The 13780-nt window shown below is 73.5% G+C and carries 6 protein-coding genes; 2 read left to right on the top strand and 4 right to left on the bottom strand.

The features are described from left to right. Positions 1–238: 238 nt before the first annotated feature. Positions 239–1129, bottom strand: a complete 891-nt coding sequence (gene rpsB, locus WME85_RS18690; RefSeq protein WP_437839973.1) for a 30S ribosomal protein S2 — start codon at positions 1127–1129, stop codon at positions 239–241. Positions 1130–1607: 478 nt separating this feature from the next. Between rpsB and WME85_RS18685 the strand changes: the two genes are divergently transcribed. After that, positions 1608–3680 carry an IPT/TIG domain-containing protein gene (locus WME85_RS18685; protein WP_437839971.1) on the top strand — a complete coding sequence of 691 codons (2073 nt, stop codon included), beginning with the start codon at positions 1608–1610 and terminating at the stop codon, positions 3678–3680. Then, positions 3680–5725: an IgGFc-binding protein gene (locus tag WME85_RS18680; RefSeq protein WP_437839970.1), complete on the top strand. Its 2046-nt coding sequence runs from the start codon at positions 3680–3682 to the stop codon at positions 5723–5725. The genes WME85_RS18685 and WME85_RS18680 overlap by 1 nt, the downstream gene beginning before the upstream one ends. Positions 5726–5772: 47 nt before the next feature. Here WME85_RS18680 and mutS read toward each other — a convergent pair whose 3' ends face one another. The 3 genes from mutS to WME85_RS18665 form a co-directional block, all read right to left on the bottom strand. Continuing rightward, positions 5773–8475 (bottom strand): DNA mismatch repair protein MutS, encoded by a 2703-nt coding sequence (gene mutS / locus WME85_RS18675; protein ID WP_437839969.1) that lies wholly within the window; start codon positions 8473–8475, stop codon positions 5773–5775. Between the two features lie 141 nt (positions 8476–8616). Then, complete coding sequence (locus WME85_RS18670) at positions 8617–11490, bottom strand: hypothetical protein (RefSeq protein WP_437839968.1); 2874 nt, start codon at positions 11488–11490, stop codon at positions 8617–8619. Next, positions 11487–13157, bottom strand: coding sequence for a hypothetical protein (locus WME85_RS18665; protein WP_437839967.1), 1671 nt, complete (start codon positions 13155–13157; stop codon positions 11487–11489). The genes WME85_RS18670 and WME85_RS18665 overlap by 4 nt, the downstream gene beginning before the upstream one ends. Positions 13158–13780: the final 623 nt, after the last annotated feature.

Genomic DNA, 13780 nt, shown 5'->3' with positions numbered 1-13780 from the left:
AACCTGGATAGAGAGGCCGCGCCGAGCGGCCCCTTTCATCGCACTTCAGACTGGTGATCACGTGGGCCCGGGCGCCGCACCGGTCGAGCCGCAGAGGCACAAAGGGCGCAGAGCGGTGAAATTTGCATTTCTGTCCCTGCGCCCTCTGCGCCCCGCGGTCCACCGGACCCAGGCGGGAGGTGACCTCATCGCCCCGCTGCCCGGGCGCCGAGCCGCTCCGGTGCGGCTCGCGCCGCCGCTAGGACGGCTGCTGCTGGCGCGGACCGCCGCCGCGGCCGCCGCGGCCGCCCTGGTACACGTTGATCTCGTCGCGCTGGCCGCGACCGCCGCCGGCCGGCGGCTGCGAGCCGTGCGCGCCCTCGCTGTGATCCTTGCGGCGCTGCGCGCCCTCGACGCACGCGTCCGCGACGCGGGCCGTGATCAGCCGGATCGAGCGGATGGCGTCGTCGTTGCCCGGGATCACGAAGTCGACGAGATCCGGGTCGCAGTTCGTGTCCGTGATGGCCACGACCGGGACGTTCAGCTTGCGCGCCTCGCTGATCGCGATCGACTCCTGGTGCGGATCGATCACGAAGATCGCCGCCGGGAGCCCGCCCATGCCTTTGAGGCCGCCCAGGTACTTCTCGAGGCGCTCGCGCTCCTTCTCGAGGCGGACGACCTCCTTCTTGAGCAGCTGCTCGTAGGTCCCGTCCTCCTTCATGCGCTCGAGGGTGCGCAGGCGATCGAGGCCCTGCTTGATCGTGCGGAAGTTCGTCAGCGTGCCGCCGAGCCAGCGGTTCGTGACGAAGTACATGCCCGCGCGCCGGGCCTCCTCCTGCACGATGTCCTGCGCCTGGCGCTTCGTGCCGACGAAGAGCACGTGGCCGCCGCGGCCGACAGCGTCGGTCAGGAAGTCGTACGCGCGCTTGAAGAGCCGCGTCGTCTGGTCGAGGTCGATGATGTGGATGCCGTTGCGCGCGCCGTAGATGAACGGCCGCATCTTCGGGTTCCAGCGCTTCGTCTGGTGGCCGAAGTGCACGCCCGCGTCGAGCAGCGAGCGCAGCGGGAGCGGGAAATCCCCCGGCTGGGGGGCAACGGCCTGCATGGTGTCGGCCGCGGGAGCGGATGCGGAGAAGCTTGTATCAGTCACGGCAGTGTCCTTTCGGTTGGTCCGCCGCTCCCCCTCTCGCGACCAACCCCATGCGCGGACAGGAGCGTCCGCGTCGATGGGGCACCGGGCCGCGAAATGCCGTGGGTGCCAGGAGAGCGTGTGGATTCAGTCGCAGCGACGGCGAAGGCGAGGATTCAACCTCCGCTGTCCCCCTCGTCACGAGACCGCTGGAAGGGGGCGGTTTGCTACCCCGGTGCGCCTCGCTTGTCAAGCGGACGCGGCGCCGCGTTGTCGGTCGCTGTTCCCGCGATTTCTGCCCAGATTCGCCCTGGGTTCGAGGCGCTCGATCGTCCCGAGGCCGCCCCGAGGCCGCCCAGGGACCGCCCCGGAGAGACGCGCCGCGCAAGGCGGGAGCGCCCGAGCGCGGCGGGAGCGCCGCGCTCGGGGCCGCGCCGTGTGCCGGCATCCGCGATGACGTACACTCCCCATCGTGCGAACCGCCTTTCTTAAAGCACGCTTGGCCCCGATCTGCGCGGGCCTCGCGGTCGTGTCCGCCTGCATCGCCTCGGCGCCGGAGGGCATCCGCCGGCAGACCGACGACGGAGGCGACGGCGGCGACTTCGGGGTGGACCCGCAGACCACGTCGTCGTCCACCAGCGCCGGGCTACCGAGCGCCGACCCGCACGCCCTGCTCGGCGCCGACCCGACGCACGGCCCGTTCAACGGCGGCCAGCGCGTCCTCCTCCACGGAAACGGCTTCAGCTCCAAGGTCCGCGTCTGGTTCGGCGACGTCGAGGTCGAGCCGTCGGCGATCGTGCCCGTCGATCCCAGCCGGGTCCAGGTGGTGGCGCCGCCCGGCGCGGCAGGCCCGGTCGAGCTCACGGTCCAGAACGGCGACGACGAATCGACCCGGAGGGCGCTGCCCGGCGGCTACGTCTACGACGCGCTCTACGCGTCCCCGTCGAGCGGGCCGATCTCCGGCGGGACGACCGTCGAGCTCATCGGACAGGGCACGCAGTGGGACGCCACGACCGTCGCCAGGGTCGATCAGAAGCCGTGCACGTCGCTCGCGGTCGAGGGGCCGACCCGGCTCCTCTGCACGGTGCCCCAGGGCACGCCGGGCGCGAAGACGATCTCGGTGACGACCGGCGACGAGACGATCCTCGTGCTGGACGGCTACACCTACGAGGACAGCGCGAACGGCTACAAGGGCGGCCTCAGCGGCGCGCCCCTCGCCGGCCAGCTCAAGGTCCTCGTCTACAACAACTTCACCGGCGACCCGATCCCGGGGGCGCGCGTCGTCGTGGGCAGCAGCATGACCGCCGCGCTCACCGGCGAGGTGGACGCGTCCGGCGTCGCCGTGTTCAACGACGCTTCGCTCGACGCCCCGCGGACCGTCACCGTCGCCGCGACGTGCCACAGCCCGATCTCGTTCGTCGACGTGCCGGTCGACACGGTGACCGTGTACCTGGATCCGGTGCTCACGCCCGCGTGCGGCGTCTCGGGCGATCCGCCTCCCCCGGTCGGCGGCAAGGTGGGCACCGCCGGCGTGCTCTACGGCGAGCTCGTCTGGGACCAGTCGCTGGACCCCGGCGCCGGCGTGTGGGGCAACGTCCCGAACCCGCAGCGCGAGACCGAGCGCCGGGTCGCGTACGTGTTCACGACCGGGGGCGATCCGCTCGCGACCTTCCAGCTGCCGCCCGCGATCCAGGCGATCACCCCGGAGACGCCGGGCGAGCTCGGGCACGGGTTCACGATGTACCTCGCGCCAGGCAACCGCTCGATCTACGCGCTGGCGGGCATCGAGGATCGAACGCCGAGCCCGCCTCGGTTCACGGCGTACGCTATGGGCGTCGTCCGCGGGATCCCGCTGCTCCCGGGCAAGGTAACGGAGGACGTGTTCGTGCGGATGAACCAGCCGCTCGATCACGCGCTGGCGATGGACGTCGCCGCGCCCGCGAAGGGGCCGAAGGGGCCGGATCGCATCCAGGCGAACGTGTCGCTGATGATCGGCAATGACGGGTTCGCCACGCTCCCCGTCGGCGCCCAGAGCCCGCTCATCCCGTTCGACGGCCGGCTGATGTTCGTGGGCGTCCCGCCGCTCAACCGCGACCTGCTCGGCGCGCGCTACCACTCCTCGGCGCGCGCGGTCACCGGCCAGGCCGGGCTCGCGCCGCTGTCCGTCGTCGGGCGGGTCCTCTCGACCACCACGAGCGAGCCGGTGCGCATCGGCGATTTCGTGGGGGTGCCGACCCTGGAGGCGCCGGCGCCGAGCACCGCGTGGGACGGCGCGCACCTCGCGACGTCGTTCAGCGCGGGCGCGCCGGTCGACCTCAGCGTCTACGACATCGCGAGCGGCAACGGGCTCATCCGGTGGACCGTGGCCGTGCCGGCGGGATCGCACGCCGTCGAGGTGCCGGACATCCGGCAGCTCGGGGTCGAGCACGGCGCGCTGCCGCCGGGACCGCTCACCATCGGGGTGTACGGGGCGCGGATCGACGGCTTCGACTACGGCAAGCTCGTCTACCGGCAGCTCAAGCCGCAAGGGATGACGGCCTACGCCCTCGACAGCTTCAGCGCGCACCTGTGATGAAGAAGCCGCTCCACACGACGCGCGCTCGCCGGCCCGGCCGCCGCGCCCGGCGCTCTGCAGCGGCCGCGGCCCTCACCGCCGCGGCCGCGTGGCTCTCGCTCGCGCCGAGCTGCTTCGACAGCGGCAGCCGGTGGGGCGACATCCCCGAGGCGCCGCCGCCCGAGCCGCCCTGCGCGGCCGGCGCGACCCGGTGCGGCGCGGAGCTCGTGCGGTGCGAGGAGACGGCGGCCGGGCTCGCCTGGGTGACGATCGACGACTGCGCCGCCCAGGGCCTCGTGTGCGCGTCGGTGGAGCTCGGCTGCAGGCAGTGCGTGCCCGGCACGTCGTCGTGCCGCGGTCAGGAAGTCGTGGCCTGCGAGCCGGACGGCAGCTTCGGCGGCGTGCTCGACGCGTGCGACGTGGTCGCCGGCGAGGCGTGCCGGGGCGGGAGCTGCCTCCCGCTCTGCGCCGTCGCCGAGGTCGAGCGGAGCAACGTGGGGTGCGAGTACTGGGCGGTCGATCTGGACAACGCGCGGATCGACGCGACGAGCAACGCGGCGGCGCAGCAGTTCGCGGTCGTGATCTCGAACCCCCAGCCCGACGTTCCGAACGAGGTCCACGTCTTCCAGGACGACGGCGCGCCCGGCGATCCGCCCGCGCTCGTGGAGGTCGGGAGGGTGCTCATCGCGCCGCTCAACCTCCATGTGTTCAAGCTCGGGCCGCGCGAGGTCGATGGCAGCCCCGAGGGGGAGTACAACACGGGCACGCACACGGCGCTCACGCGCCACGCGTACAAGATCACGTCGAAGTTTCCCGTGGTCGCGTATCAGTTCAACCCGCTGGAGAACGTCAACGTGTTCTCCAACGACGCCTCGCTCCTCAAGCCGCGGGAGGCGCTGACGTACAACCCGGGCACCCTGTCGACCGCGTACGTCGTGTCCGGGTGGCCGCAGACCATCGCGAGCACCGACGATCCGGACACGAACTTCGACCCGCTGAACCCGACCGATCTCCGGGCGTTCCTGACCATCGTGGGCACGCGCGACGACACGACGGTGCAGGTGCGGACGACGGCGCGGGTCGTCGGCGGCGGACCGGTCCCGGAGACGCCGGCTGGCGGGTCGATCGAGCTCAAGATCGGCGCGTTCGACGTGCTCAACCTGGAGACCGGCGGGTTCAACGCGGACTTCACCGGCTCGGTCGTGAAGGCCGATCAGCCGATCGCGGTCTTCACCGGCGGCGAGGCGTCGGACGCGCCGCACTTCAGCAAGCTCGCGGACCGGCGCTGCTGCGCCGACCACCTGGAGGACCAGCTCGACCCGATCCGGGCGACCGGCAAGCGGTTCGCCGTGCCGCACACCCCGAACCGGTCGCAGACGGCGAAGCAGGCCGGCGCGCAGATCGAGGTCGTGCCCGAGCCGGAGTACGTCAGGATCATGGCCGTGACCGGCAAGGGCGCCGAGATCACGACGACGCTGCCGCCGCCGGACGACCGGATCGCGCTGACGTCGCTGGGCCAGTTCCACGAGGTGACGGCGTGGGGCGACTTCCTGATCGAGAGCTCCGAGCCGGTCGCCGTGTCGCAGATCATGGCGAGCCAGAACGCGACCGGGGTCAAGCAAGGGCTGCCGGGCGGAGATCCGAGCCTGATCATCCTGCCGCCCGTCGAGCAGTTCCGGCAGGACTACGTGTTCCTGACGCCGGACAAGTACGCGTTCGACTTCATCTCCGTGATCGCGCCGCCGTCCGCCGTCGTGCAGCTCGACGGCGTGACGCTCGGGCCCGAGGAGTGCGAGATCGCGCCCGCGGACGGGCTCACGGACGAGCAGCGCGGCGGCGGCGGCGCGCCGCCGCTCGTCGTCTACCGGTGCCAGCTCAGCTTCGCGGCGATCGATCCGGAGAAGCAGGCGCCGGACAACGTGCTGCCCGGGAGGCAGCGCGACGGCGTGCACCGGATCGCGGCGTCGGCGCCGGTGGGGCTGCTCGTCACCGGGTTCGACTCGTTCGTGAGCTACGCGTACGCGGGCGGCACCGAGCTGCGGGAGATCGCGGCGCCGGACTGAGCCGGCGCGCGGGTGACGCCGCGGTCACCTGTGTCTGTCACCGCGTCTCACCGCGCGCTGGCGCCGCCGCCGCCGCCGCCGCCGCCGAGCAGCCCCTTCAGCTTCACGACGAGCTTCAGCGCGTCGAGGGGCGCGAGCCGGTCGACGTCCACCGTGCGCAGGGTCTCGATGACGGCCGTCTGCTCCGGCGGCACCGCCGCCTGCGCCGGGGCGAACAGGTCGAGCTGCGCGGCGCCCGCGCGCGTGCGGCCGCGCAGCGACGCGTGCTTGCCGCCCGGCAGCGCGGCGCCCGACTCCAGCGTCGCGAGGATGGCGCGGGCGCGCGCGAGCACGCCCTCGGGGACGCCCGCGAGGCGCGCGACGGCGACGCCGTAGCTGCGGCTCGCGGGGCCCGCCTCGAGCTTGTGGAGGAAGATCACGTCGTCGCCGTGCTCGCGCGCGGCGACCGAGTAGTTCGCGATGCCCGGCGAGCGCGCCGAGAGCTCCGTCAGCTCGTGGTAGTGCGTCGCGAACAGGGCGCGGCAGCCGATCGCGTCGAACAGGTGCTCGGCCACCGCCCAGGCGATCGCGAGGCCGTCGTACGTGCTCGTGCCCCGGCCGATCTCGTCGAGGATCACGAGCGATCTCCGCGTCGCGTCGCGGAGGATCTCGGCCGTCTCCCGCATCTCCACCATGAACGTGCTCTCGCCGCGCGCGACGTTGTCGCTCGCGCCCACCCGCGAGAGGATCCGGTCGACGAGGCCGATCTCCGCCTCGCGCGCGGGCACGTAGCTGCCCATCTGCGCGAGGACCACGATCAGCGCGACCTGGCGCATGAGCGTCGACTTGCCCGCCATGTTGGGGCCCGTGATCAGCCAGAGCCGCTCGCCCGAGAGGTCGAGGCGGGTGTCGTTCGGCACGAAGTGCCCGGCGGCCGCGAAGCGCTCGACCACCGGGTGGCGGCCGTCGCGGATCGCGATCGCCTCGCCCGAGGTGACGTGCGGCCTCACGTAGTCGTTGCGGTGGGCGACGTCGGCGAGCGCGGCGGCGACGTCCCACGCCGCGAGCTTGCGCGCGAGCGCGCGGAGCCGGCCCTCGCTCTTCGCGACGGCGGCCCGCAGGCGCTCGAACAGCGCCGTCTCCCGCTCCAGCGCGCGCGCCCCGGCGTGCTCGATCTTGTCGGCCAGCTCGTCGAGCTCGTCGCTCGTGTAGCGCTCGCCGGTCGCGACGGTCTGCTTGCGGCGGAAGCTCTCCGGGACCTTGGCGATGTGCGCGCGCGTCACCTCGATGTACCAGCCGAACACGCGCGTGTACTTGACCCGGAGCGACGGCGCGCCCGTCTGCGAGCGCAGCTTGGCCTCGAGCGCGAGGATGAGCTCCGTCGCGTTCTTCTCGACGGCGCGCGCCTCGTCGAGCTCCTTGTCGTAGCCCTCGCGGAAGACGCCGCCCTCGCGCGTGTTCGGCGGCGGCCGCTCGACCAGCGCGGCGGTCAGCTCGGCGCGCGCGTCGGCGACGACATCCAGCGCCGCCGCCTCGGCGATCAGCGGCTCCGACATGTCGGGGATCGACCGGATCGCGGCGATCGCCGCCGGGGCCGCGGTGAGGCCGTCGCGCAGGCAGCCGAGGTCGCGCGGCGTCGCCTCGCCGAGGAGCGCGCGGACGCTGAGGCGCTCGAGGTCGCCGACGCCGCCGAGCGCCTCGCGCAGCTCGCCCCGGGCGCGCGGGTGCGAGACGAAGAGCTCCACCTCGTCGAGGCGCCGGCGGATGGCCGCCACGTCCGCGAGCGGCGTGAGCAGGCGCCGGCGCAGCAGCCGGGCGCCGCCGGGGGTGACCGTGCAGTCGATGACGTCGAGCAGCGTGCCGCGGCGGCCCCCGTCCGCGGCGCGCGCGAGCTCCAGGTGCGACTGGGCCGTCTCGTCGATGCGCAGCGTGCCCGAGGTGTCGTGCGGGGCGATGCGGCGCACCGGGATGCGCGCGCCGGGGCTGCAGCGGCGCGCGAAGCGCAGCGCCCGCGCCGCCGCGCGCACCGCCGGGAGCGGGTGCTCCTCCAGCGCCGCCGCCGAGATCGGCTCGAGCGCGGCGTCGTCGAGGATCGACGCGATCTGCGCGCTGTCGAGGTCGTCGTCGTCGCGCAGCGCCGCGCGGCAGGCGAGCGAGGTCGCCGCGGCGCGGACGTCCGGCAGATCCCGGGCGATCAGCGCCTCGCGCGGATCGGCCCGGGCGAGCTCCGCGAGCAGCGTCGCGGCGTCCGGGATGGAGGTGGCCGAGAGCTCGCCCGTCGAGAGATCGAGCAGCGACAGGCCGTACGGTCCGCCCGCCGCGCCGTCGTCCCCGCGGGGGACGCCGCCGCCGTCGACGGCCGCCAGGTAGTGGTTGGCGCGCGCGTCGAGCTGCTCGGAGTCGGTCACGAGCCCCGGCGTGACGACGCGCACCACCTGCCGCGGCACGAGCCCCTTGATCTTCGACGGATCTCCGCACTGCTCGCAGATCGCCACCTTGTGGCCGAGCGCGAGGAGCCGCGCGATGTACCCGTGCGCCGCGTGGTGCGGGACGCCGGCCATCGGGACCTCGTCGGGCTCGCCCTTGTTGCGGCTCGTGAGCGTCAGGTTCAGCGAGCGCGCCACGAGGACGGCGTCGTCGTTGAACATCTCGTAGAAATCGCCCATCCGGAAGAAGAGGATCGCGTCAGGGTGGAGCGCCTTCGCCTCCTCGTACTGGCGCATCACCGGCGTCAGCTTCTTCCTGGCCGCAGGCTGCTCGGACGGATGCATCGCCGGCGTCTTAGCCTCGACGCTCGGTGAGGTCTACGCGGGACTCGCGCGTTTATCCCGCAGTTTTTGTGGAAATATCGGGATCGAATCCGGAATGAACCGCGTGGTCGGCAGCCTGCCCGCGCGCGCTCGGCGCGCCGATCAGTGGAACCGGCGCGCGACGCCGACGCCGCGCGCGCTGAGCAGGATGAGGCCCTGGAGCGAGCCGTCGGTCACGGCGAGCTCCCCCGTCGCGGGGACGAGCCGGATGGCCTGCGGCTGCAGCTCCACGCTGTCGCTGAGCTCCACGAGGAGCGGCGTGAACGCCCCCTGGGTGGTGAAGCGGAACTGCATGTCCTGCTCGGGCGCGCCGCCCGTGATCGCGAAGCGGAACATCGGGCTGGTGAACGCGCCCGGCTCCCCGTCGGTGACCCGCCCGTCCTCGGGCGTGTGCACGACGCGCCCGTTGAGCCGCGCGAGGCGCTCGTCGCACGCGTCGCGGCACCGGCCCGTGTCCGGGTCGGCGACGACGTGGTGCAGGAAGCCGACCGCGTTGCTCCGGACGACCCACTGGCCCGCGGCGCGGACGCCGAGCTGCACCTCGCCGGGGAAGCAGCACGCCGCGAGCGCCACCTCGTCGACCGCGGGGTCGCGCGACTCGAGCGTGAGGTGATCCTCGTAGGCCTCGGCGACGCGCAGGCCCGGGCGCGACGTGATGACGCTGCCGTACCGGGCGTCGCAGGACTCGAACGAGCACCCGGAGGACGTCGCCCAGTGGTCAGCGTCCTCGCCCGGGAGCGCGGACGTGATCTGCACGAAGTCGGCGAGCTCTGCGGCCCGCGCGGCGGCCTCGCCCGCCTCGACGCCGGCGGCGAGCAGCTTCTCCTCGACGCTGGCCCGGCTCTGCACGCCGCGGCGGCAGAAGCGCGCGTCCGCGCTCCGCACGGAGGCGGCGTCCCCGTCGAAGTGGACGAACGTCCGGGTGAACCCGGGGAGCACGCCCTCGTACGTCGCGATCCACGTCTCGTTGACGAGGTGCACCCGCGGGTCCTCGAGGTTCATCGTGAGCGCGTGCTGCGGCTCGCCGGACCTGAGCACGAGCCCCTGATCGTCGACGTCGGTCTCGCCGCGGTCGGTCGCCACGATCGTCTCGCGCTGCGCCCCCACCGCGAGCGCGAGCGCCGGCGAGTCCGCGCCATCGGACGGGAACGTGGCGCGCATCTTCGGGCTGGTCGCGGAGAGCGGCACGACCGTGCCGGTCCGATCGTAGAGGATCGGCAGGCCCTGCACGCCGGGCTCGAGCTGGCCGGAGCCGTCGCTCGTCACGACGTAGTTCGCCGAGCGCAGCGTGTGCGGGATGACGACGTTGCACGAGGCCTCGCCGCTCGTGACGAGCGGCTTGGCGCTCGTCGGCGCGTCGCCGCCGCAGCCCGCGCGCGCGCTGCCGACCGCGGGCCCGCGGCAGGCCGCGTCGAGGTCGTCCACGTCGACGATCGCCACCTGGCCGTTCGTGAGCACCAGGTAGGCGAACGAGCCCCGGAGCTTCAGCGGGCCGGCGCCGGCGTCGCGCTCGGCCGACGTACGGTACAGCGTCTCGATGTCGCACGAGGCGACGCTGAGGTCGCACGTCCTGAGGTTCGGATCGGGGTCGCACCGGATCCCCTGCGGCGCCACGCCCGTCGCCGGGAGCGTGGCCGGGGCCTCGCGCTGCACGACGGCGAGGTCGCGGACGGGCGCCGGCAAGCGGATCCGATCGGGCGGCTGGAACGGGTTCCACTCCGCGTGAGGGCGCGAGATCGGCGCCCGGCCGAGGGCGCCGTCGCTGACGTCGAAGACCATCACGCTGCCGTCGCCCGCGTCGACCGCGTAGAGGTAGCGGCGGAAGTCGGGCGGCGCCGCCTGGCTCACCGCGACGCGGCTGGTCGTGACGACGCGCTCGGGGTCGAGCGTGGACGCGGGCAGGAGCGGGGGCAGCTCGAGCGGCTCGCACGGCGTCGGGAGGTCGACGACGTGGATCACCGGCGCGTCGAGATCGGCGACGAACAGCCGGTCGCCCGAGAGCGCGAGCCCCGCGGGCCGGGGCTTCTCGACGGCCTGCGCCGACGTGACCGAGGCCGCAGGCGCCGCGCACTCCGGGCCGTGCGGCGCGCCCTCGGGCGGCGCGGCCGGCGGGAGCGAGACCTGGAGCGGGACCCACCGCTCCACCTCGCACGGGGCGAACCCGCCCTCGGCGTACCGCTCGTCCTCGAGGAGCGTCTGCGCGTCGATCACGGCGAAGCCGCCGAGCTCGGGCATGCTCACGATGAGCTTCTGCCGGCCGAGCCCTTCCTGGCTCAGGTCGCCGTTCGCGCCGCACGCGTCGCCGCCGGCCGCGGCTGCGTCGGGGCTCGTCGGCTCGACGTCGTAGTCGCCCGAGCACGAGCTCCGCAGCTTGCCGTCAGGGCCCGGCGGATCGGAGACGAGCAGGATCTCGCCCGGCGTCGAGCCGAGCGAGCAGGAGGGCCAGGAGCTGAGCGACGGGACCGGGCAGCCGCCGCGCGGCAGCACCTTCGCCGACGGGAGCGCGAAGATCCCCGCGCGCCCCGGCTCGGCGACGGCGACGAACGACGCGGTGCCGCCCGGCGTCGCGACGATGTCGACCGGCTGCGCGCCCACCGGGAGGAAGCTCGCGCCGGGCGTGCCCGTGTCGTGATCGAGGATCGGCGAGTGCTCGGTGGTCATGTCGATGACCGCTACCTCGCCGCGCGACGTCTGCGTCACGAGCGCGTAGAGGTGCGGCAGCTTGGCCGCGCCCCCGTCGGCCGCGTCGACCTGGAAATCGCTGGGCGAGTCCGCGGTGCGGTACGAGCAGTCCGTGATCGGCAGCGAGCGCGTCACGCCCGGCTTCTCCGGATCCGGCCGGTCGATGGCGAGGCAGACGAAGGCGCTCCGGCCGGACTGCGCCAGCGCTTCGACGGCGACCGGCGTGGACTCCTCGGCGCACCCGGCGAGCACAAGGACGGAGGTGGGGGCGAGGAGCGCGGCGCGCAGCTTCATTGGGACTCCCGGGGCGAGACCGGCTTGCCCACCGTGAGGATCATCGTTGCGGGCGTGTTCGCCTTGCGCATGTCGAGGTTGACGACGCCGACGTACGAGTCGGTGAAATGCGCGATGTACATGAGGGAATAGGGTTCGCAACCGTCGCTGCCGGGCGTGCAGTCGCAGCGCTCCCTGTCGTCGCTGCACGTGTGGCCCGTGTCGAGCGCGATCGCCTGGGGACCGCGCCCGGTGTTGATGACGGCGTCGATGCTGCGCGCCGCCGGGTCGTAGGAGAACGCGAGCCCCGAGTCGAAGGCGACCGCGAAGACCCGCCGGTGGCGCGCGCCGTCGGCGCCGATCACGTCGCCGATCTCGACGCGGGACGGGTAGGCCGCGAGCGGCGCGGCGTCGCGGATCGCGAGCGTCTCGTACGCCGCGATCCACCTGTCCTCGGGCTGCTCCGCGTCCTGCTCGATCAGCGTCGTGGTCACCTCGCCGATGAGCAGCGAGTTCGGGAAGCGGTGCGCCACGTACGCCGGGATCGGGATCGCCGCGCACCGCGCGAGGCACTCGTAGTCGACGTCGCCGCAGCCCGCCTCGCACGCCTGCCGCTCGCTCGCGTCGACCGCGATCCCGCGGGAGTCGGTGCCGCTCGCGAGCGCGGTGATCGGGGTCGTGGTCGACTGGTACAGGAGCGCCGGCGCGGTCGACATGGGCTCGGCCTCCTGGTAGCGGATCAGGTCGAGCTGCGACGACGCCACGTACGTGAGCACGAACGCGGGCTGGTAGTCGATCGCCCTGTCCGCCCGCTTCAGCTGCGTGACCAGGCGCGGGCGCGGCACGGCCGCGAGCTCCGTCGGTCCAGAGGCGAGATCCTCGAGGATCCCGGCCAGCTCCGGCCGCTTGCCCTCGTTCCACGAGTTCTCGATGACGCTGGCGGAGTTCAGCGTCTGGTGCGAGACGACGATGCTCGTCCCGTCCGGGCCCGCGGCGATGCCGAACGGCTCGAGCGGGAGCTTCTCCCTGACGCGCCCCTGGCCCGGGTCCTCGCCGATGCGGTGGTCCCTCGGGCAGCGCCCGCCCGACTCGGTCGCGCCGCAGTCGAGCTGAAAGCAGGCGTCGCCCTGGCAGCGCTGCGCGTCGGGGGCGTCGAGCCGGTCGTCGGCGACGTCGAAGTAGGTCACCGAGGGGTCGCCCCGGACGGGCACGAACAGCCGCGCGTTCTGCTGCGCTGTCTGGCTGGGCGTGGCGCCTGGCTCGGGGAGCGGCCTGTGCGCGAGGACGAGGTTCGACGCGAACGCGCCGATCACGGCCGAGCGCCGGACGATCTCCTCGTCGCCGTCGAGGGCGGCGATGTCGAGCGGCGCGCACGGCCCCGGGTAGAGCAGCGGCGCGGGGTTGGCGCCGAGGCCCACCTGCTCGCACGCCGCGCGCACGCTCGCGCCGGCGGCCGCCTCGCGCGGATTGAGCGCCTCGAGGAGGCCGAGCGCCCTGCGGCGCAGCCGCTGGAGATCCAGCGCCTGGACCGTGCCGCCGTTGTACTGGAGATCGAAGTCCGAGTTCGCGACGTAGAGGACCCGCCCGCCGGGGGACGCCACCATGCCTGCCGGGAAGTAGAACCCCTCGACAGGCGGCGGGAGGCCCTCGCTCTCGACGAAGCAGCCGGCCACCCCGAGCCCGCCCAAGATCGAGGCCGCGAGGCCCGCACCAAGAATGCGAGGTGTCCGGAGAAGTGTGCAGGCGAGCGTCATGCGGGCGCGGAGACTAGTCAGCGCCACGGGCACTGGCAACCCGCTCCAGGAGTTCGTTTGCGGCGGACGCGCGACGAACACGCCGGCGCACGTCCGCCGCGAGAGGCCGGCAGCGGGCAGAGGGACGCGCAGCGCGGCCCGGGGGTGAAGGGAGCGCCCTGCCGGGAGCGCGGGGGACGCCTCCGGCGCGAGCGCGAGTCGCCTCGAGCCTCTCTAGAGGAGAGCGACGAGAGCCCCGGAGCGCCAGGCCGTGCGCGGCATGACCTCGTGCTCTCGCCCCGCGGGGCCGATCTACGCCGGGGAAGCGAAGGGGCGCGCTCTCCTGCACAGCCTGCCGCAACGCAGCACACGCACGGGCTGGCCCGGCCCACGTGCAGCCCGGCAGACGCGGCCTCATCGCGGAGCTCGCTGCGGCGGCCGCTCGCCACGGGCCTCGCCTCGCGGGCGGGGTGGGGGCGCATCTCTGCGCTGGCAGGCGCCGAGGTGCGCCTCAGGTACGCGCCCAGCGGACGAGGCCGAAGCCAGGAACGATCGCCGTCGTCCGTCTCCCTGCACGT

The sequence above is a fragment of the Sorangium sp. So ce1153 genome, assembly GCF_051521595.1.
Taxonomy (GTDB): Bacteria; Myxococcota_A; Polyangia; order Polyangiales; family Polyangiaceae; genus Sorangium.
The sequence above is the reverse complement of the archived record's forward strand: the minus strand, read 5'-3'. Positions and strand labels throughout refer to the sequence as shown.